General features: G+C 57.2%; 17 protein-coding genes. 4 read left to right on the top strand and 13 right to left on the bottom strand.

The genetic code is table 11. From position 1 onward, the window contains the following. The first annotated feature begins 5 nt into the window (after positions 1-5). On the top strand, positions 6-1469 hold the full coding sequence (locus HQL52_05120) for a hypothetical protein (GenBank protein MBF0368823.1): 1464 nt from the start codon (positions 6-8) through the stop codon (positions 1467-1469). Continuing rightward, the gene (locus HQL52_05115; protein ID MBF0368822.1) at positions 1466-1741 is read left to right on the top strand and encodes a hypothetical protein; all 276 of its coding nucleotides are present in this window, start codon (positions 1466-1468) and stop codon (positions 1739-1741) included. The genes HQL52_05120 and HQL52_05115 overlap by 4 nt, the downstream gene beginning before the upstream one ends. 141 nt (positions 1742-1882) lie before the next feature. On the opposite strand, the gene HQL52_05110 is transcribed toward HQL52_05115, so the two are convergent. The 6 genes from HQL52_05110 to HQL52_05085 all read right to left on the bottom strand — a co-directional run bounded on the left by HQL52_05110 (position 1883) and on the right by HQL52_05085 (position 7627). Beyond that, positions 1883-3073 carry an N-acetyl sugar amidotransferase gene (locus tag HQL52_05110; GenBank protein ID MBF0368821.1) on the bottom strand — a complete coding sequence of 397 codons (1191 nt, stop codon included), beginning with the start codon at positions 3071-3073 and terminating at the stop codon, positions 1883-1885. A 145-nt stretch (positions 3074-3218) separates the two neighbouring features. Then, a complete protein-coding gene (gene neuB / locus HQL52_05105; protein MBF0368820.1) occupies positions 3219-4343 on the bottom strand; it encodes an N-acetylneuraminate synthase in 1125 nt (374 codons plus the stop codon). A 112-nt stretch (positions 4344-4455) separates the two neighbouring features. Further along, complete coding sequence (locus HQL52_05100) at positions 4456-5175, bottom strand: UDP-N-acetylglucosamine 2-epimerase (GenBank protein ID MBF0368819.1); 720 nt, start codon at positions 5173-5175, stop codon at positions 4456-4458. A gap of 91 nt (positions 5176-5266) precedes the next feature. Then, entirely contained in the window at positions 5267-6010 is a 744-nt protein-coding gene (locus HQL52_05095; protein ID MBF0368818.1) for a SapC family protein, read from the bottom strand. Positions 6011-6092: 82 nt separating this feature from the next. Beyond that, positions 6093-7016 carry a peptidylprolyl isomerase gene (locus HQL52_05090; GenBank protein MBF0368817.1) on the bottom strand — a complete coding sequence of 308 codons (924 nt, stop codon included), beginning with the start codon at positions 7014-7016 and terminating at the stop codon, positions 6093-6095. A gap of 80 nt (positions 7017-7096) precedes the next feature. After that, positions 7097-7627 (bottom strand): hypothetical protein, encoded by a 531-nt coding sequence (locus HQL52_05085; GenBank protein ID MBF0368816.1) that lies wholly within the window; start codon positions 7625-7627, stop codon positions 7097-7099. A gap of 191 nt (positions 7628-7818) precedes the next feature. Between HQL52_05085 and thpR the strand changes: the two genes are divergently transcribed. Then, positions 7819-8445, top strand: coding sequence for an RNA 2',3'-cyclic phosphodiesterase (gene thpR, locus HQL52_05080; GenBank protein ID MBF0368815.1), 627 nt, complete (start codon positions 7819-7821; stop codon positions 8443-8445). A gap of 220 nt (positions 8446-8665) precedes the next feature. Here the strand turns inward: thpR and HQL52_05075 are convergent, their stop codons facing one another. The 7 genes from HQL52_05075 to HQL52_05045 all read right to left on the bottom strand — a co-directional run bounded on the left by HQL52_05075 (position 8666) and on the right by HQL52_05045 (position 19357). Further along, complete coding sequence (locus HQL52_05075) at positions 8666-9586, bottom strand: patatin-like phospholipase family protein (protein MBF0368814.1); 921 nt, start codon at positions 9584-9586, stop codon at positions 8666-8668. Between the two features lie 346 nt (positions 9587-9932). Then, positions 9933-11069, bottom strand: coding sequence for an A/G-specific adenine glycosylase (mutY, locus tag HQL52_05070; protein ID MBF0368813.1), 1137 nt, complete (start codon positions 11067-11069; stop codon positions 9933-9935). Then, positions 11066-12964: a protein BatD gene (locus HQL52_05065; protein ID MBF0368812.1), complete on the bottom strand. Its 1899-nt coding sequence runs from the start codon at positions 12962-12964 to the stop codon at positions 11066-11068. Before HQL52_05065 ends, mutY begins: the two co-directional genes overlap by 4 nt. Beyond that, positions 12958-14847, bottom strand: coding sequence for a VWA domain-containing protein (locus HQL52_05060; GenBank protein ID MBF0368811.1), 1890 nt, complete (start codon positions 14845-14847; stop codon positions 12958-12960). The genes HQL52_05065 and HQL52_05060 overlap by 7 nt, the downstream gene beginning before the upstream one ends. Positions 14848-15033: 186 nt before the next feature. After that, entirely contained in the window at positions 15034-15552 is a 519-nt protein-coding gene (locus tag HQL52_05055) for a PH domain-containing protein (GenBank protein MBF0368810.1), read from the bottom strand. A gap of 129 nt (positions 15553-15681) precedes the next feature. Then, entirely contained in the window at positions 15682-17820 is a 2139-nt protein-coding gene (locus HQL52_05050) for a thioredoxin domain-containing protein (protein ID MBF0368809.1), read from the bottom strand. Between the two features lie 496 nt (positions 17821-18316). Then, on the bottom strand, positions 18317-19357 hold the full coding sequence (locus HQL52_05045; GenBank protein ID MBF0368808.1) for a COX15/CtaA family protein: 1041 nt from the start codon (positions 19355-19357) through the stop codon (positions 18317-18319). 220 nt (positions 19358-19577) lie between these two features. Here HQL52_05045 and HQL52_05040 point away from each other — a divergent pair, with 220 nt between their 5' ends. Further along, a complete protein-coding gene (locus HQL52_05040; GenBank protein MBF0368807.1) occupies positions 19578-20957 on the top strand; it encodes a cbb3-type cytochrome c oxidase subunit I in 1380 nt (459 codons plus the stop codon). The last annotated feature ends 454 nt before the right edge of the window (positions 20958-21411 follow it).

The raw sequence follows: 21411 nt of genomic DNA, 5'->3' as shown, positions 1-21411 counted from the left end.
CTTTCATGAGCACCACGCCCCCAAACAAGCAACCCCAAGCTGACAGCACGCCTCCCTCGGCAGAGCTGGATCGGCTGCGCGAGCTGTTGATGGGAGTGGATCGGAAGCAGATCAAAAACCTCTCCGACAGCTGGAACGATCCCGGTCAGCACGCCCACAAGGTGGCGGAAATCATCTCCGAGGCGATCATCCTGCGCAGTGGCAAGGATCAGTCGATTCCCAAGGCCCTGGGAGAAACCATCACTGATTCCATCCAACACACCGTCCGGGAAAAACCAACACTCATCGCCGACATCTTCTCCCCCATCATCGGTCAAGCGCTGCACAAATCCATCGTCCAAGCCATGACGGAGATGCTCCACACCCTCAACGATCTATTGGAGCAGAGCCTCTCCTTTCGCTTTATCACCCAGCGCTTCAAAGCCTGGCGCGCCGGACAACCCTACGCCCAATATATATTGCGCCAAAATCTGATCTATCAGGTCGAGCAGGTTTTCCTGATCCACAAGGAAACCAGCCTCCTGGTGGGACATGTGGCATCAGAAAGCGCCGTCACCCAGGGTCCGGACGGGCTCTCCGGCATGCTCTCAACCATTCAGGGGATTGTCCGGGACTCCTTTCAGCTGGCCGAGGGAGATCAGCTCAAAACGATGAAAATGGGGGATCTGACACTCTTGATCCAAAGCGGCCCCCATGCCGTCCTCGCCCTCGCAGTAAGGGGGCGCTATCCCAAAGACCTCACCACCCTCATGGCCGACGCCATGAAGTCGATTCACATACTCTATGGGCAGGCGCTGCAAACCTTTGACGGCAACATCACCCACCTGACCCCGGTGCAGTCGATCTTGGCAGGGTGTCTGAAACGCAAGGATCGCAGGGAAAACCAAAAGCGAAAAATGCCTTGGCTCGCTATCCTGTTGATATTGATCGTCGGAGCCATTGGCGGATGGTTTTCCTATCAACAGCATCTCACACAAAAGCGCGCCCAAGCCCTGTGGCAGACCAATCTGGATCGCATCTCCACCGAGCCCGGCTATGCCATTCTCGATTGGCACAAAAGCCCCACCGGCTACCAAGTCAGTGGATTGCGGGATCCCCTCGCCCGCCCTCCCCGGATGGTTCTGGCAGGCCTCACCCAACCCCCCGAAAGGATCCATTGGCAGTGGCGGGAATATCTCTCTCTGGATGAAGCCATTCAACTCAAACGCATCACAGGACTCTTGAGCCCCCCCGATACCGTTCGGATGCAGCTGGATGAAAATAATCTCATTCTCACTGGCCACGCCCCCCTTACCTGGGTGGAACGCGCCGTGGAAAAAAAAGAGTTACTGCCAGGGGTGCGCCATATCAATATCGACTACCTCATGAAAACCAGAGGACCACCCACCTTTCTACTGCGTCCACCCCCCCATAGACCCCTCAAACCAAGCCGGGATCCCCAGGTTTCCAAAGGGATCGAGACCCCATGAAAAAAAAGAAGCTCAAGAAAAAAATCATCAAGCGCATCACCCGGGAAACCAAACGCATCCAGGGGGATCTCATGGGTCAGCTGCGATTTTTGGATCAGCGCAATACCGAGCAGCTCCAAACCCTGCAAGGAAAAAATCAGCAGGCCCTGGACGAAATGAAATCAAAGTTGGATCAATTCCAGCACAGCCTGAAGGAAGGTCAGGATCGCCAGGCCGCTTTGGGTGAACTCCTCGCCCAATGGGGAAAAAGCCACACCAAATCCAACTCCTAGCCACTCATCCATGACGCCAATCGATTCATTCCCTGAATAACAGACCCACTCACCGTAAAACACAAAGAGCCCGCAACGCTGAAAACGCTACGGGCTCTTTGGAATTCTTTCTGTGTAACAAGCAGCCTCAACCACAAACCATCAAGCCGCCACCCCCTGAAACCGCTGACTGGTCTCGGAGGCGTGCCACACCGCATGGCGTAGGCGCCAGTTATCTCCCCGTTTTTGCCAGAGATGGTCCGAACGCCAGCTATCGATCACCGCCCGGAACTCCTCCTCACTGATGTTGCAGTAATCCAGGAAGGTCTCAAAATAGCGGGCCGGGAACTCTCCGTCATATTTACGCACCAGGGCCACCCCCTCTTCCCGGGTGATCTTGCCGTCACGGATTTCGTGAGCGGTGTCAGAGACAGCACGACCAATGCCGAACTTGATGAAGGCGAGATAGTAGTGGAAACCATCCAGCTTGTCGTCCAGGCTGGCATATTTGGAATAGGTCCCCTCGGTACGTTCCGGATTGGGGGTAAAGTTGGTGTTTTCGGTGCAGTAGTAAAAGTTTTCCTGGGGATCCCAGTTTTTATAGTAGCCGAGAAAGTGAATCTCGGTCTGATTGGCCTTGATCTTCTCTATCGGGGGAGCCAGATAGTAGTGGAGATCCTTGGCGCTGATGCCGTGCTTTTGCCACGCTTCCGGGGGAATGCCGGAAAAATAGTGCTTGTCGTGATCGCTGATCTCCCGGGTGGGGCGGAAGGCATTTTTCATGTCGCCGCCATACTCCACCTCGCCGTTTTCACCATACATGATCAGGGGAATGCCCCGGGTGATCGACTCCTGCAAAGGCAGGTTGGCCTGGCCATAGATGAAGGGCTGGAAGGGATCGCCCAAATATTGGAACGAAAGCTTGGTCATCAGGCGATGCACCTCCCCATTGGGGCGGCCATAGATGTTATCGAACCCGGAATCGATAAAGGCTTCCAGGTTGAGACGACCGATTTCAGTGGTCAGGTGGGGAGCCCAGGTCACGGTGAGGGGGTTCATGCCATATTTAAACTTCAGCTGATGGGCGACAAACCCGCCATCCTTGCCCCCGGAGACCGGCACAATCACATCGTGGGAGCCATCGCTTCGGCGATGACGGTCACACAACCGGGCCAGCTCCTCCTCCCGTTTTTTCCAATCCAGGCTCTGCTTAAACGCCGCAAAATTACAGGCGCTGCACACCCCGTGTTCATCGAAGGTAATCCGGGGCCGCTGATTGGAGATCGTGCACTTTTTGCAAAACCGAACCTCCCGGGGGAGATTGTATTGGGAGATGATATCCCGCTTTTCCACCTTGATACGCTCGCTCATAAGACCCCTCGACTCTATCTATTAGGCAATCCCGATCCGGCTTCCGCCAGATCATTCCAAAGGCTTTTTCCATGCATCCCCCCCGGGTCTCAATGTCCAGGGGGGATTTCCAACAACCATCCCCGACTCAGGCCAAGGGCTGGTTTTTGCGATAATCCTGCTTGGCGGCCTTGCCCAAATGGTGCCAATACTCCATGGGAGAGAGGCCGGTTCCAGGGCGTTTGACCCCCAAATTTTGACGGGTCAGGGTCTCCCCCTGGGCGATATCCTCAAGCGCCACCAGACTGGCACGCACCACCGAACGGTTTTGCATCTCCGTGGCGGTGGGGATTTTTTCGCCATCTCCCAAAGCCGCCTCAATTTCCCGAATCCCCTGGGCCATGGCCTTGAAAGCCGCTGGCTCCAAAGAGGCCCGGTGGTCCGGACCCGGCTGGCTGCAATCCAGGGTAAAATGTTTTTCCACCATCACCGCCCCCCGAGCCACAGCGGCCATGGGAATGGCGATGCCCTGGGAGTGATCGGAAAAGCCCACTTCAAGCCCAAAACGGGTCCTCAGGGTATCCATGGCTCTCAGGTTTACCTCGACCGGTGGGGTGGGGTAGGCGGTGGTGCAATGGAGGAGAGTCACCTGCCTCTGCAACACCGCTGCCGCTTCCGGGGAGTGGCGGATAGCGGACAAATATTCCCCCCACCTGTCGTCAAGAGCACCTTTTTGCAATTTTCCTGCCATTTCCTGGTCAATCATCCCAACCCCGAGCAGATCCAAGGCTTTTTCCACCTCTTCCAGAGTAGACATACCGGTGGAGAGGATGATTTTTTTGCCGCTTTGCCCGGCTGCCAGCAACAATGGCCCATGGGTGATGGCCCCGGAGGAGAGTTTCAGGCTCTCCAGTTTCAGATCATCCACCAAAAATCCCAGGCTTGAAACATCAAAAGGGGTGGAGAGAAATGCAATCCCCAACTCCCAACAGTGAGTAGCCAGCTTCAGGTGCGCCCCATGGTCCAGCTCCAGGGCCTTCAGCATCGCCAGTTGGGATTCACCGGGATCGGTGGTTTCTGTTTGATAACGGGCTTTGGGGGCGGTGGTGGTGACCAGATTTTCGGCTTTGAATGTCTGAAATTTGACAGCATCCGCCCCGGCTTGTTGGGCGGCATCCACCAGAGCCAGAGCGGTATCGAGGCAGCCGTTGTGGTTGACCCCGGCTTCGGCGATGAGATAGACCCCCTTCCCCGGGGGAGACGGTTCCGACATGGGCTGACATTCCGATCAAAAAGGAGTACGGAGCGGGGCATCCACATCCCCATGCCTCCCTATCGGCACAATCAGCAAAAAACTTCAGAAATGGAATGAACCCGGCTGCTTTTCATTCAGCGCTCTTGATCAACCCATCGACCGAATCCCAGGTCGTGAGATTTTCACCTTTGCGGGCTTGACGCAACGCTTGGAGGGTTTCAGCATTCAGAAAATCGGCAGAAGTGTTCAGATCGTGGAAGGTTTTTTGGATCAAGCCTGCAACATCCGCCTCAATCAGGGTGCGGACCACCCCTTGGGGCCAACCCTCACCCCACTGGCCCAGATCAAAAAGCCGCTCCGGGGCTTCACCCATCCGGGTCAGGCGTTGGCAAGCCCCCTCCCCTTGGATCAGGTGCAAGTGGGACATTTTGCTGAGGCTATCCATGGCCGCCCACCGGATCGGCCCCCGGGGAGGTGCCGACGGGTGGAGATGAACGATGGGAATCCGGGCAGGCAGGGCGGCCTGGGCTGCGGCCACCATTTCGGGTTCATGACCGGTCAGGAGCAGAAGATCCGGGGTGAGGGAGGCCCAAAGATCGGCAAAAGCCATCACCCCAAGCCCCAGGGATTTGGATCGGCTGACCCCATCCTCCCCCGGCAGGCGGTTGATAACCGTAGCGGTGATGGGTAAACCGGAACCTTCGACCAGAGGGGTTGAGGCCACCACCTCCCCGGCTGCGATCAAAAACAGCTCCAGCTCCGAAGCGGCCTCAATAGCCGCAAAAAGCGCCTTGGCCCGCTGGAAACCCTCCAGGGTAGCCGTCACAGTGGCCACTTTTTTGGCTGCCATCTCCCTCCCCGATCTCAGCTTGACCGCTGATGCTTCCAGCCCTGGGTTGCTCCCCCCAGAGCAGCCAAATCAACCCCCGTTTCGGCAACCATCAAGCAGAAGCCACCCGCACCGCCAGGAGATCCACCAGACGACGCATGTTGGAAATGGAGATCAGATGGCTGTAGATCCAGCCCATTTCACCTGTGCGGAAAAGCTCCAAAGCCTGTTTGTCCTTGAGAGCCACCAGGCGTTTTTCATCCACCATATAAAGCCCCTTCATGGTAAAGGGCTTATCCCCGGTAAAACCCGAACGGGCGGTTATCTCCACCAATAGATCCAGTGATTTAAGCTTCTCGGCAAAGGTGCCGGTGCGGGTAAACTGGCCCTGGGCGGTCTGTAGCTGATCCACCGACTGCTTGAGATAGGCGGCATACTCCCCATCATCGTTGAAAAGCCGCTCCCCCTCCTGGGCATCAAACCCCTTATAGTCGGAATCGACACACACCGCCATTTTGGTGGTGGAGTCGATCCCCCTGCCCAAGAGGAAGGGGTATTGTCGAACAAAGCCGGGAATATAGCGTCCCCGCCATCTGCCATCCTCATCCACCAGCAGGTTTTCCTTGGAGCGCAGCCCCAAAAGCACCACCGGTGCGATCTGCCCCTGCCCCCCGCCGGCCTTGGCAAAAACGATGGCATACTCCTTGGCAGCGTGGGCAAACTCGTGGCCTGCGAGGGCGACAAAGCTGGTTTTTTGCGCAAAGGAAAAATCGCTCCCCGGCGGCTTGACGAGGGTGTTGGCGTGGGTTTTTTTGTTGATGGCCACGGGTTTTTTGTAAAAAAGCAGCTGCTTCATTTATAAGCACCCTTTCTATCGGGAGATGGTTTGAGTCACCGGACCCGAAGTCACTTCGGGCAAAGTGTTGATGATATCGGGCTTATTTTAGAGCATCCAAGCGGTCATGAAAAACGCTTACCGGATCGTTTTTTTTCATTTTCTTTAAATAATTTCGTTTGTTTTCCCGGGTCTTTTGGCGTTTGAGCAGCTTGACCAGGGTACTTCGCACCTCTTTATAGGGGTGATAGGTGGCTTTTTGGACCCCCAACAGCTTGATAATATGCACCCCCTGGGAGCTGGCCACCGGCCCCTTGATCTCTCCCGGTTTCATACCATCCAGGGAACGTTTGATCTCAGGCAGGAGATTGGGAAATGCCACCCAGCCCATATCCCCCCCCTCCCCGGCGCTCGGCTGGTGTTGGGAATGGCTTTTGGCCAGAGAGGCAAAGTCAGCCCCCTGGGCCTGGGCTTGGCGGAGGAGTTTTTGGGCCGCCTGGATGACCTTTTGCCGGTTTTTTTTATCCGCTCCCGGTTTGACCGCCAGATAAATTTGGGCAATGTGCACTTTGGCCGGGACTCGAAACCGCTCCAGATTTTTTTTGTAGCTGTTTTTGATCCGCGCCTCATCGGGAAAACCCGGGGCTGGCTCGGTTTGGGAGGCCACATAGTGATCCATGAGCACCTGGTTTTGCGCCCGCTCCATGAGATATTTCACCTCGTCCCGCCGCTGCCAATCCGCCTCTTTGGCTTGGCTCAACAGCACTTTTTTGAGCAACTCCTCCTCAATCACCTGCCGCAGCTGTTCGGGATCACCGACGACTTGCGCCTTAACCTGGGCAGGGGCATGGTCCAAAACCCGTTGCAGCTCAGCCAGGGTGAGTTCCACCCGACCCATGGTGGCCACCACCACCTGATCGTTATCCCCCAAAAAATCCCAGCCAGCCCAAGCCTTGCCCGCCGGCATCGTCACCAACCACCCCAGCAGGAAAATGCCTGCCAAGGCTCGCATCCTGGGGATCATCATCGCGCCACTCCTTCCCATCCAGGCTTCCATCAACACACTCTCCAAATCCAATAAAAGTCCAAGGGTTCAGCGTCGTTGAATCAATGCAGTCGCCGCTCCGATTTGGCAGGCCTCTCCTCCAGGAGTTCCCGGGGAGGAGAGAGCTTCAGATCCCAACCGGTTTTCGGCAATACCTTGATCAACAGGTTGTAGAAGGAGTGGAGCAGTTCCCGACCCATGCCGATATCAATCCCGGGGCCGGATTTGGGCAAAAAGGCCACCACCCTGGTGCCATCCTTGCCTTCGGAAATGCGGGTTCGGGTGACGAGGATCGGCTTTTCCCCCAGGGGGGTCTGCAAGGCTTCTTCCTTGTAGGGGGTTTGAAAATCCCCCTTGTCGATGGCTCCCCGGTGTAAAAAATCAAGAATCGCCCGCTTGGCTTCCGGGTCGTTATGGCTGCGGATCGCCTCTTCAGCGATGAGAGCCTGCTGTAGACCGGGCCACAAGCCCCGCAAAAAACGCCGGGTCAGCCAAAAACGAAATTCACTTTGGTCAGAAGTGTTCACCTTCAGCAACAGCCGGTCTTCATCCGGGGCGTAGGCGATCTGCATCTGTCGAATCGATTGTGTCATTTAAGGGTCCGTCCCATCGCAAAAATCCCATTCCCAAGGATCGTCAAGCCCACTCCCGGGAACGTCAACATCCACCACCAGCTCACTCAAGCCCCGGGGGGGATCAAACCTGCCCTCCCATCAACCATGGCGCTACTCTACCATAGAGTGACCACAACACCCCATCTTCCAACCGAATTGTTTGGGAATCCATGGCCAACAAAAGCAGTCATCCCCCCACCTCCCCCCCAACACGCTGTGATGATCCAAGCAACCGGCTGCGTCTCTTCATTGGGGTCACCCCCCCCACGCCTTTAAGCCAGGAGCTTCAGGCCATGGGTAAAACATGGCAAAAACAGCTGCCCATGTGCCGCTGGCTGGATCCCAAGGGGTGGCATCTGACGCTGCATTTTTTGGGTCATCTGGATAAAACATATCTGCAAGAGGTGATCGAAGGCATGAACCAGGTGGCCGATCAAACCCCTCCCATCACCTTGCGCCCCACCGGTTGGGGGGTTTTCCCCGATTTCCGGCATCCCAGGGTGTTTTGGCTGGGGTGGGGAGGGAATGACCTGCAAGCCCTGGAAAGGCTCCATCATGGACTCTTGAAACTTCCTGCTGAAAAAATGGCCAGCCATAAAAGCTATCGCCCCCACCTCACCCTGGGGAAAATCCGCAAACCGGCGCCAATTCCCAAAGAAAGCTGGCAGGCACTCCCCCTCCCCCAATCCCCCTGGCCAATCACCCGCATTGAACTCTACCAATCCACCCTCACCCCCCAAGGGGCCGTCTATCAAATTCGCCACGCTACCCCACTCAATGGCACCCCAACCCCATGAGCCACCCCGCCAAATCCACCGAACCAGAGGCGGACAAATGATGGATCCATCACATCCGAAACCATCTGGAATGGAATATAAACGAAATACCGCGGGGAGTCTTACCCGGAACCGGAAGGGGGTGGGGTGAGAATCAGCTGGAGAGAGGGGAGATAGTCGGGAAAGGAAAAAAATCCCCGCCCCCAAGAGCTGAGGGCGGGGAGATAAACAAGATCAAACCTTAAGCACAAAGTGCCCGGGCAGCCGCACCAAACTGTTCATACCACTTGTCAGCCAGCCTGCGAAGAGCCTTGATATTCTTTCTGGACACCTCGTCCAGATCGTCACTCACATCGATCAGATCACCATTCACACGGAGATAACGATCATCACCCAAAAGCTGTCTGCATTGATAGCTGGCGGTGGAGGAGTTCCCTGCAAAGAGATGATCAATCAGGCCATTTTTGAGCCAACCGATACCACCCCACCCCTGGGATTCCTTCCCCAGCTTATTGGGATCTTCCTTTTTCCGAGTCGGATTGCCGGTGCCGATGGAGAGCATTTTAATATCGGTCAGAGCAACCCCTTCATTCATCGCCGCCACCAAGGCACACATTCCCGGATCGTTGGCAGCCACCCCGCCATCCACCAACCAACGGTTGTTTTCCGTTCTGATGGTGGGAAAATAGGTGGGAGCCGCACTGGTGGCATCCCCCACCTCCGCCAGTTCAGGATTGTAGGCGGCATCGGATCCACCGAAGCTTTTAAAGATAACCGCCTTACGCTCAACAATATCGTAAGCCGTCACCAAAACCTTTTTTTCCACATCGTTAAGGCGCTTTTCTCCAAAAATCCGGTCCAGCACCTCGGTTTTGCCCTCGCCATCATATTTGGGTTCCGTCTCGAACGGCAGCAGGCGATCAGCCAGCGATTTATCCATGATGGTCTGGGCATTTTCCGGGCTGTAGAGTTGGGCACAGCTCGCTCCCGAAGCCTTGTTGCCGGCAAGATGCAAGGCAATCAACCCCCCGGTACTGGTTCCCGCGACCAGATCAAAGCAGTCGTAAAGGCTCTTCCCCCCCAGGTCAGCTTCCAGCCGCTCCAAAAAGCGCGCTTCCAAAACACCCCGGATACCCCCACCATCCAACGACAAAATACGCATATCCCTCTCCCCTTTTTTTTGAAAAAAACGCAGGCCCCCTGGCAAAACAATCCCGGTCAATCCCTCTTCCCAAACCCTCCTGGCCGGTTAACCAATCAATAGTCTGACAGGAGCCCGAACAAGTGACCTTTTTCCGGCAAAATCGACAACGGGACAACGCCTGCCCCAGGGTGATTCCACACTAAACTTTATGATATATAATCTCTGTAATATAAATAAAGTACAGGAGACAAATTTGCAACCCGGAATCAATTACCATCCCTCCACTCCAGCACCAACAAGCGGAGAATCACAAAAGATGACCCAACAACGATAGCCAGGGTCGAGAGGAAAAATCAGATCACACTTAGGGGGATCCATCCGACCAATGGGCCAACACCTTGCGATGCAGGGTAGAGATGGGCAGGCAGGTGAGGGTTTCGGAGTCGGCCCAGCAGTGGTTGCGCTCCCCCTGGAAACGGGGTGTGCCGCCAAGATAGAGGCTCTGGAAAGGATAGACCGTGAGCTGAAAATGGGTAAAAACATGGCGTACCGAAGGCAACGCCCCCAGCCTATCGACTTGAAGGCCCAACCCCTGAACCAAAACCTCGGCCTGTTGCTGCAACCAGACCGATGACTGGCCAGATCGCGGGTCCGATGACCGGCCCGACAACGGCTCTCCCATCTCCCCCCCCGGAGGCTCCCACATCCCCCCCAGCAGCCCCTTGGCCGGACGCTCCACCAACAGCAAACAGCCATCCCCCCGCCGAACCAACAGAGTGACCTGGATTTTTTTCGGTTGGGCTTTTTTCTTGGGGTTGGCCACAGGATAGGCCTGGGGGTTTCCCTGGCGATAACCCAGGCAGTCGGCTTGCCAGGGGCAGCGGGGGCAGTGGGGATCCCGGGGGGTGCAGAGGGTCGCCCCCAGATCCATGATCCCCTGGGCATAATCACCCGGGCGGTTGGCCGGGGTCCAGGCTCTGGCCGCCTGCCACAGCCTGGCCAGCCCCTCCTTGGAAGAGACCGGTTGATCCAAGGCAATCATGCGGGCCACCACCCGCTTGACGTTGCCGTCGAGTATGGCCTCCGGTTGATTGAGGCCGATGGCCAGGATGGCAGCCGCAGTGTTGGGGCCGATCCCCGGCAGCTTGAGCAGCCCCTCCCGGGTGTGGGGAATCCGCCCCCCCATCTCCTCGACCACCAGGCGGGCGGCTCGGTGAAGATTGCGCCCCCGCTGGTAATAGCCCAACCCCTGCCAGAGGCTGAGCACCGTCTCGGTATCGGCTCGGGCCAGGGATTGCAGATCGGGAAAGCGGTCCAAAAAACGGTGGAAATAGGGAATGACCGTCTCCACCCCGGTCTGCTGCAACATCACCTCGGAAAGCCAGATGGGATAGAGATTTCCCACCCCCATCTCCCGCCAGGGAAGGGAGCGCCCCTCCCGGTCGTAGAAGGCTAAAAGAGCCTTGGCCAAACGCTTTGGAGAAAGGGGTCTACTGGTCACGAATGCTCCGGATGGAGCGGTGCCAGTCCCGGTTGAACCTTGTCACGCTTGGCAGAGATTTTCTTTAGCAAGGGGGCCGTTTCAGCCCAAAAATGCGGCCCCTCCCACCCCTCTCCCCGGCCATAGAGGGTGCGATCCAGGCTCTGGAAAAGCGCCCCCCCCTCCCCGCCAAGACGCCGGGCCAGCTCCCCCAGGCTCAAGGGGGGATCATCCGGCCAGGCGACCCGCCCCCAATGAAGCAGATCATCCCGAACCTGCCGGGCATCCCCCTTGAGAGCCGCCGCCTTGATGGCTGAACGGGCCCGCTGCAAAGCCATGCGCCGGCCCGACTGTTTGTCTGCCTGAGCCCCAGCCTGACCCGATTGATCCCGACGCCACAAATAGAGGGTGACCATCCAGGCGAAACCAAAAAATCCCGCCAACCACGGCCAATACCCCGCCCGGGAGATCCCCTCGATCCAGCCCGATGGCCCCTCTGGGGAAGCCACAGACCCGGAACCATCCAGCCCATTTTCCGAAGTGCCATCCCCCAGCGCCCCAGCCGAATCCAATCCCTCCCCGGCAGGAGAGGGCTGGGGTAGATGGGTTCTCGGCAAGGGGGTGGATTGGGCCTTGGATCCAGCGCCATTCAGACTCGGCAAAACAGTCAGGGTGCGGGAGGGCAGGACAGCCTCTTCCTGTCGATCCAACTCGGTATTCCACCAAGCCACCCGCACTTCTGGCAGGGTCACCTCGCCAGGCGTTTCCGGCACCACCGCCCATTTGGAGATCCGCTCCCCCACCATCCAATCCCCCACCGGCCAAGTGCGATCCGCCGAGCGGTCGGGATAGATCTTGATGTTGTCAAGCTTGGGGGCGTCCAGTTCCGGAAGCTGGGTCGCTACAAGGCCGGTGGCATTGAGAACAATCCCCCGGGTGACAGGCTCCCCTACCCGCACCTCCCCCAACTCCGGCTCCCAACTTTCAGAAAGGGTCACCTGCCGGGCGGGCAGCCACCATCGACCCCGGGCTTCCGGGGGGCGGGGGCGCACATTGAGCGTCAGAGAATTGCTCTTCAGACGCACCGCCTGTTTTCTCTGGGTCAAGCTCTGAAAAGGATCACCGCCAAAGAGCCCCGAAAAGCGCGAACGAGAGCGCCCCTTGGCCGCCACCGCCCCTTCAAACATCGCCCCGTCCAGAGTCAGCGGCCCACTCATCTGGGGGAAAAGGGCATAGCGGCGTTCCAGCAATCGATAGCTGCGGCCATCCACCTGGGTCTTGACCTGACGATCATCCCCCAGGGACTCCGCGAGCAAGTTTTCCACCTCGGGCAAAATGATCGAACCATCCAAAATCTGCACACTGGCATAGAGGCGCACCGTCAAAATCACCTGACCCTGAACATAAGGGTCTGCCTCATCCACCACCATCTCCATGAAAAGCTCTTTGGCACGCCCCACACTGGCTCCCAGGGGAGTCACCTCGATGGCGATGGGATCGGTGATTTCACTTCCGGCAATGAGCGCCGGTATGAGGAACTTGCCGGTGCGCTTGGGTTGGAGGGTGATGGTCAGGGAGGCGGTGGAGGTCATGGAGCCGTTGATGATCTGGATGGAGCTGCCGGTAGAGCTGCCCAACACCTCAAAATCCCGCTGTAAGGGGGATTGATCGAGGTCGGCCAACTGATCCGAATCATCACTTTGCAGGGTCAAGGTAAAGCGATCCCCCTCTTGAATGAGAGTGCGATCCACCCGGCTGGTGATCTCCCCCGCCCAAGAGAGAGCAGGCATCCAGATCAGGAGCGCCACCAGCCCGATCCAGCCCAACGGCTTGATCATCCCCATCCACACCCCCGCTGCTGATCCTGCTGCTGATCCCGATCCCACCCGCCGATCCAACCTGCCCTCACCTACCATGGTGCTCCTCCATATTCCGATCCCCCCTGGCGCAGATGGCGACGGCGAAATTTTCTCCGCCACAACCCCCCCGGATCATCCGGCACCCGTTGTAACAGCTGCTCCATCGCCTGCTCCATCTCCTGCTCCCGGGCGGCGGCCTCCGGATCCATTTTTTCGGCTTGGGCCTGCTGGGGTTTTGCCTCTTGCTCCTCTTCCCCGGGATCACCTTGGGATTGAGCAGCGCTGGACTTTTCCTCCGGGCTTTCTTCCTCAGCTTCCGGCGTTTTTCCCTGCTCCTGATCCAGTCGCGGATCATCCTCCCGGGGATCCTTCTCCTCTGAACCACCGGAAGAGTTGGCCTCCTGCTCATCCCCCGACGGCTCACCTGACTGGGAATCCCCCTCAGAGCCCTCCTGATCAGAAGAGTCCCCCTGCTCCCCTTGCTCTCCCTGCTCCCCCTGCTCCCCCTTTTGACCCTCCTCCTGGCTGTCGGACTTTTCCCCCTCACCGCCCTGCTGGGATGGTTGCTGCTGCTCTTCGAGATATTTTTTCAGCAGCTCCAGATTGAAGCGGGCATCCTCATGATCGGGATTTTCCTTCAAGGCGGATTCGTAGGCGGCCATCGCCTCGGGTACCCGGCCCTCCCGGGTCAGGGCGTTACCCTGGTTGAAATAGCCGTCGGGGCTTGCCAGCTGACTAAAAGTTTCCGCAGCCTGGCCATAATTTTCTCCCCGATATTGGGCCACCCCCTGCCACTGGGGAGAACGAAAGAGCTTGGCTGCCGATTGAGGATCCCCCGCCTCAAGGGCTGCGGCCCCCTGTTGATCGGGCCGCTGCCAGAGATCCGCCCAGGTGAAGGCCCCCGCCGGAGGTGTCAGGGCGAGGCCAACGCCACCCACCACGATAAAGACCCAACCTCTACGAAACGCCAACACCCCCATGGGCAAAAGCAGAAGCAGCAACCAAATTCCCTCATCCCGCCACCGCTCCCGGGCGCGATCCATCCCCACCACATCGGAGCCCATGACCACCTCCCCCCCGGAGAGCAGGCGATCCAGATCTCCCTCATCCGGTGTCAGGGCGCTGTATGCCCCACCCCCCAATCGAGCCAATGCCGCCAAAGATTCGGCCTCCAGGGGAGCAATCACCATCTGCCCGCGACCATCCTTGAGAAACCCCCGCCCATCCCCCAACGGAATCGGCCCACCCTCGGCGCTCCCCACCCCCAGCACCGAGAGCCGATGTCCCCCTTCGGTGAGCTGTCCCACCGCCTCCAGGGATTGGGAGGGTGCGGCGTCCCCGTCGGTAATGACCAGCACCCTGCCCCGCCCCAGTTGGGAGCGTTTGAGAATTTCCAGGGCTTTGCTCATACCGGTATGGGGCAGGCTCCCCTGGGCAGGCATAATCCCCGGATGGAGCGGATCCAAAAGCGCGATCATCGCCCCAGCATCATCGGTGGGTGGGGAGACCACAAAGGCATTCCCGGCAAAGACCACCAGCCCCGTCTGCCCCCCCCGGTCCCGAGCCAAAATATCCCGCACTTTTTGTTTGGCTCGCACCAGTCGGGAGGGCTTTATGTCACCAGCCAACATGGAGGTGGAAAGATCCAGAAGAATGATCAGGGGATTTTGGGGACGAAAGATGGGTTCGGGGACTTTTTCCCAGGCGGGACCGGCCAAGGCCAAAACACCCACCAGCCAGCCCATGGCCAGCAGCCACAACGGCCCTTGGGAGCGCCCCCCCGCTTCACCGTGGAGCAGGTGGGGCAGGAGATGGGCATCACAAAAGGCCTGCCATTCAGCTCCCCCCCGGGTACGCCGAAACAGCCAGACAACCACCAGCGTCAGGGGAATCAGAGCCCACAGCCACCCAGGCCGGATAAAATGGAAGGTTTCGATCATTCAAACCGGATTTGAAGGTTGGACAGACAGATTTCAAGCAGCATGGACCAGCAGGCCACAACCAAGCCAACACCGTCCCAATCAATCACCACAACAGGCCTGAAAGCGACCTATTGCAACAGGCTCGACGTGTTCAGGGGATTACATAAGCATAGCCAACCATCGAATCAAGATCAGGTAGTGGGATTACTGGCTCTTTTTTTTGAAACGATCCAAAAAACCGCCACCCTTTTTATCCTTCACCCGATATTTTTGCCGATGCCGATCCGTCTCACCCTCGGACTCTCCCGATTTTTCGATGATTTCCTGCTGTAGCAGATATTCGGTACCCGCTACGCGGCCCTGGATGATTTTCAGGATAAAATCAAGGTTGGAGCGTTTGATCCGGGTTAACGTGAAGGTTTTTTTCTTGTTGAGGGTCAGCTCCAGAGCGCCGGTATTGAGGGCCTCGCGGATTTCGAAGGGCTCCACGCCGGTGATCTGGTCGTAGGGGAGGCTTTTGAAGGAGAAACCTTTTTCCTGGGAGTGGACGATCATAAAGCGTGTTTCGCTCAACACCAGATAATCGGCAAACCACGCCTCACTCCGCTCCCGCAGGCGGCAGAGAAAAATTCCCAGCACCTCTTCCCCCTCCGCCAAAATTTTGGGAAGGAAGCTGTTGATCTGGGGCTCATTGACCGAAAAACCGATGATCGGGTCTGCCATGGCGCACTCCTCAAAGCCAGACTTTTGCCACCACACCCACCCATATCACACTAAAACCGGCGGGCTTGATAATAACCGGCTGACAGAATGGCATTTCCCCAGGGATTCGGGCAAGGGCCGGGAGGGGGATCAGGGGGCCAACAAATCTGGGGGGGCCAACAAATCCGATAGTTGATCAGCCCCATCCCCCCCACCCGTGAGAAGCGCTGCCAGATCCTTGGGATCGGTCACCGGCAGTCGGCAGACCCGGTTGCGGCAGACATAAGCGGTGGGTTTATCCTCCAGCATGGCGCGCCCTGGGAAAAGGGGCCACTTGTCATGATCCACCGCTACCCCGGGATCATTCAGGGCCACGACCACGCCTGGCAAAAAGCGGCTGCGAATTTCATGGAGCAGGGCTTGGGTGGCAGGATCAGCCGGGGGACCGGTCACGATCACCTCCCGGGCTTGATCCTCACCAAAATGCCACGCCCCCAGCAGCTCGGTGGCGCTCAGGGCACTGCGTTCCAGATATTGTCCCAGGCCTTCGGCGATGGTGTGGCCTTCTTTTTCCAAACGGGGATCCAGGGTGAGCAGGGCCAGACGTTTGAGGGAGATCAGCGCCACGGCATTGCCGGAGGGCACGGCTCCATCCTCCAGCTCCACCCGCACCGGAATATCCCGAGGGACGTCCAGGGGGGTGAGATGCAATGCAGTGCCGGTGGCGGGTTGAAAACGATCCAGCATTTCGTGGGCCAGCTTGCGGGCGGTCTCCAGGTGTTGCAGATCAAAGGCCGCTTCGTAGAGATCCAGATGGGCCTGAATCACGAAGGCATAGTCATCCAGAAAAACCCCCTCCCCGACTTTTTTCCCCAGGCGCGTGTGGCGCAGCTGGCCGTTTTTGACGGAGCTGGACATCAAGCTGTCGAGGGCTTTTTGGGCGGCTTCCAGATATTTTGGTTCACCCAAAACCGCTCCCCCCTGGGCCAGGGCACTCACCATCAAGGCGTTCCAGGAGGTGAGAATTTTATCGTCCCGAGCTGGGGGAATGCGGCTTTCCCGGGCTTTGAGTAAAATTTGGATATCATCTGCCACCTGATCCCGTGCGTTCTGAAATCCAACGGGATCCTCTCCGCGATAGCGCAAAACACTGCGATCATCCACCAGCCCCTCAAAGGGATCCACGAAGCGTTCCAGAAAATCGTCCGCTCTGGCTGCGGCTTCGACCTCTCTCCCTTTTTTGTTGAGAAGCTTTTTCACTTCTGCTTCGGTCCAGGTGTAATAGAGTCCTTCCTCCCCTTCGCTGTCGGCATCCAGAGAGGAGGCGAAGGTGTTGTCGTCGAAGCGAAAGCGCTGGAAAAAATCGTCAAAGATATCCCGCGCCACCTGGCCATAGCGGGTTTCTCCGGTGAGTCGATAGGCTTCCAGATAGAGCCGGGCCAGCAGGGCGTTGTCATAGAGCATGATTTCAAAGTGGGGCACCATCCAGCGGCGGTCCACGGCGTAGCGGTGGAAGCTTCCTGCCAATTGATCCCGCATACCGCTGGCAGCCATGCGGTCCAGGGTCATGAGGGACATTTCAGCAAAAGTGGCATCACCTGTGACAGCGGTTTGGCGCAGCAGGAAGGAGAGGATAGAGGGTTGGGGAAATTTGGTGGCTTCGCCGAAGCCGCCATATTCGGGATCAAAGCGCCCGGTCCAGAATTCCGCTGCTTTTTGGCTGAAATCCACTTCTGATTTTGACGCTCCTCTCACGATGGTTTTGGCGATGCGTTCTTCCAGATATTGGCTAAGTCCGCTGATGCGTTTTTCCAGGTCGTCTCGATCGTTGATCCAGGCGTTATGGATGGCTCCCAGCATTTCTTTGAAAGCGGGCAGTCCGTGGCGGGATTCCGGGGGGAAGTAGGTACCGCCATAGATGGGTTTGAGGTCTGGCGTCAGGATGAGGTTGAGGGGCCAACCTCCGGAGCCGGTCATGGTGGTGAGGATATCCATGAAGTGGCCGTCCAGGTCGGGTCGTTCTTCCCGGTCCACTTTGATGGCGATGTAGTGTTGGTTCAGGAGTTTGGCGGTGGGGGTGTCTTCAAAGCTTTCCCGTTCCATGACGTGGCACCAGTGGCAGGCGGCGTAGCCGATGGAGACGAGGATTGGTTTTCCTTCTTCTTTGGCTTTTTTGAGGGCTTCTTCTCCCCAGGGGTACCAGTTTACTGGGTTGTGGGCGTGTTGGAGGAGGTATGGGGAGGTTTCGTGGATGAGGCGGTTGGTTGGGTTTTTCGGGGGATTGGCCATAGTGGGGTTTCCTGGAATCCCGAGGATTCCGACCAGGAGGAATATTTTTAAAAAGTGTTTGATCATTGAAAATTCAGATCTTTCTGGATGGGCTAAGTTCCAATAATTTTTGGTGGTTTTGATTTTAACTATTAAAAAAAAGCGGGGGGGGATTGGGGGGGATTCCTTCCCCCCAAGGTCTTTCTTTTGATCTTGAATTTTCTTTTTTGCTTTTGATCTTGAATTTTCTTTTTTGCTTTTGATCTTGAATTTTCTTTTTTGCTTTTGATTTACATCCCCCCGGGGGTGTGGGGGCGAGCCCCCACGGTCTTTCTTTTGATCTTGAATTTTCTTTTTTGCTTTTGATTTACATCCCCCCGGGGGTGTGGGGGCGAGCCCCCACGGTCTTTCTTTTGATTTTGCTCTTGATTTTGCTCTTGCTCTTTCCTTTGATCTTGACCTTTAGATCTTGACCTTAGATTTCACCTGACAGAATCAAGCTGGCGTTCCAGGGGGCTTAGAACCCTTTTGGCCACTGGTGGGCATTGAAGAGGGCCAGGGTAAAGAGCACCACGGCTCCGGCCTGGTGGGCGGAAGCCAGGGGAATGGGGACATAGAAGATCAGAGTCGTAATTCCCAGGATGACCTGAATTCCCACCACTGCCAGCATGAGGTTGAGCCCCAAACGCAGCCGCCCCTCAAATTCCAACAGCCATCCTATAAGCCAAAGCCCCAGCACCCCCAGTGCGGTCAACATGGCCAACACGCGATGATCCCACTGTACGGCTGCGGGATTTTCAAAAAAATTGAGCATCATCGGTTCCAGGGCGTGATAGTCGGCGGGCATCCAGTCGCCATCCATCAAAGGAAAGGTATTGTAGACCAATCCCGCATCCAGCCCTGCGACAAAGCCTCCGGATAGAGCTGTGATGAAGATGAGCAGGGCCATGAAGATCGCCACCACCCGCATTCCACCACCGGCGTTGTCTTCTCCTTCGCTGGCGGCATCCCCCTGAAACCAGAGCCCCAAAGCGACCCAAAACATGTAGGCATGGATCACCAATGCGGCTCCCAGGTGGGCTGTGAGGCGATATTGGCTGACGTGGGGGTCGTGGACCAAGCCGCTTTTGACCATGTACCAACCCAGCACCCCCTGGAGCCCCCCCAGGACGAACATGATGAGGAGTTGAGGGGTCAAGCCTGCCGGGATGCGCTTGGTGAGCCAGAAAAAAAGAAACGGCAGCAAAAAGACCAAGCCGATGGTGCGGCCCAACAGGCGATGGAGAAACTCCAACCAGAAGATTCCCTTGAACCCTTCCAGATCCATCCCGGTGTTGATTTTTTGATATTCGGGGCTCAGCTGATAGGCGGCGAAGGTTTCCATCCACGCTTCATGAGTCATGGGAGGGAGCCAACCCATGATGGGCGCCCAGTTGACCATGGAGAGCCCGGAACCGGTCAAGCGGGTGACTCCCCCCAAAACCACCATGGCAAAGACCAGCCCACAGCTGATGAAAAGCCAGATGGCGATGTGTCTATGATTCTCCTGGTTCAACATATTTCCCCTGTTTCGATGGTTGCCTGAAAAAGATGGTTGGGTTCTTGCGGATATGGCTATGAAGTTTAAGAGAATGACCCCGAGCCCGCAATCCACCCACCGATTTTTCCTTCATTTTACCCCAAAAACCGTGTTTATTCTTCCCCTTGAGCTGTTTTGCTGATCGGACAGTTGCCCAAACAGCATATTCTGGAAGCCCCACCCCTTTTAAGCGAATACCATGAACCAAAACGATTTTTCTCTGACTCTTCCTACTGATTCCGGCCGCTCTCTGGTGGCGGGCTGGCTGATGCTGGCGCTGGCTTCCCTGGTGGGAGCGGGGTTGGTGGTGATTTTAATCGTGCTGGCGCGCACCCCGGTGATTCACGATTTTATTCCCTGGGTGGGCTCCTTCCGCACGGCACTGGTGATCCATGTGGACCTGTCGGTGCTGGTATGGTTCCTCTCCTTTGCCGGTGTTTTTGCCGCTTTGGGGCTTTCGGAAAAGATGGCCAGGGTGGGTAAAACCTCCCTTCAGATCGCCTGGGCCGGGGCGATCATCATCACCTTGTCCCCCTTTCTGGGAGAAGATCTCCCTTATATGAACAACTATGTGCCGGTGTTGGATAACGGCGCGTTTTTTTTGGGGCTGGGGCTCTTTTGTGGCGGTTTTCTGGTGATGGCGGTGCACGGCCTGGTCAACAGCCGCCCCTATCCCGGCTCCGGTAGCGGCGAGGGGGCGTTGCGCTTTGGGGTGGTGACGGCGCTGCTCATCGCCCTCATGGCGGCGGGCTCCTTCTGGTGGACCCACGCCAACATGCCCACGGGCTTGGAGCGGGATGAATATTGGTTTGAGCTGCTCTTTTGGGGCAGTGGTCACATTTTGCAGTTTACCCATGGCCAGTTGATGCTGGTGGCGTGGCTGTGGCTGGCGTGGACCTCGGGGGCGGTGATGCGTGGGCTGACCCCACGGGTGGCCATGATACTGCTGGTTATCGGTGCTCTCCCCGCCCTTCTGGGGCCGGTCATCCATGCTTCTTTTGATGTGGACTCCCCAGACCATCGGGAGGCCTTCACCTGGCAGATGCAGTTTGGCGGTGGCATGGCCGCCCTCCCCTTGGGGCTGGCGCTCCTGTGGTCATCGTTTACAACCGGATCAGCTGAGGAGCAGAAAAAACCGGAACGCGCAGCCCTGCTCCTCTCCATCTTTCTGTTTGGGGTGGGGGGGCTTATCGGCTTTTTGATCTCCGGGGTCGACGTCACCATTCCGGCCCACTATCACGGCTCCATCGTCTCCATCACCCTGGCGTTCATGGGCTTGACCTATCACCTGCTCCCCCGCCTGGGATTTGAACGTCCCGGGGAAAAATGGGCCACCCGCCAGCTCATCCTCTATGGGGTGGGTTCCTCTCTGCACATCTTCGGCCTGGCCTGGTCCGGCGGGCATGGGGTGCAGAGGAAAACCGCAGGAGCGGCCCAAGGCCTCGTCACCCTTCAGGAAAAAATCCCCATGTGGATCATGGGTTTGGGAGGCATTTTGGCAGTGGTGGGGGGATTGCTGTTTTTGTTCCTGGCGTTTCGGGCGCTAAACAGGCGGTTGGAGGTGGCCAAAGCTGGCTGATACCCGTCGATTGTTGGGGCCTGTGGCCCCTCTTTCGGGCTGGATCCGGCTATAACGCAAATCGTGGGATATCATCAGGAGTGACGAAGCGACCCCAACTTCCAGGATCCGAAGAGCCTGTGCAATAGGTCGCTTTTGGCCTTGATGCAGCTAAACGCTCTCCAAAATTTAAGACGACCCCTTTTCAGTACAAGGAAACAGGTGACGGAATTCTGGAATATGGAAGATTCTTGCAACTTGCGCAGAACATTTGATCGCCTTGATTGACCCTTCTTTTCTACCGTTATGTTCTCTCAGGAGAAGTAACATCCCGATGATTGAGTGTGCGCTATCAACCACCTTCACCTGATCAAAATCAATTTCATACTGTAAGTTTGGCGTAACTATTCAGCTTCGTTAGACTGCATGAAGGAGGGCCGCTGACCTTCAAACAGCAATTGCAGGGCTTCGGAAG

Source organism: Magnetococcales bacterium (genome assembly GCA_015232395.1).
Classification (GTDB): Bacteria; Pseudomonadota; Magnetococcia; order Magnetococcales; family JADFZT01; genus JADFZT01.
The sequence above is the reverse complement of the archived record's forward strand: the minus strand, read 5'-3'. Positions and strand labels throughout refer to the sequence as shown.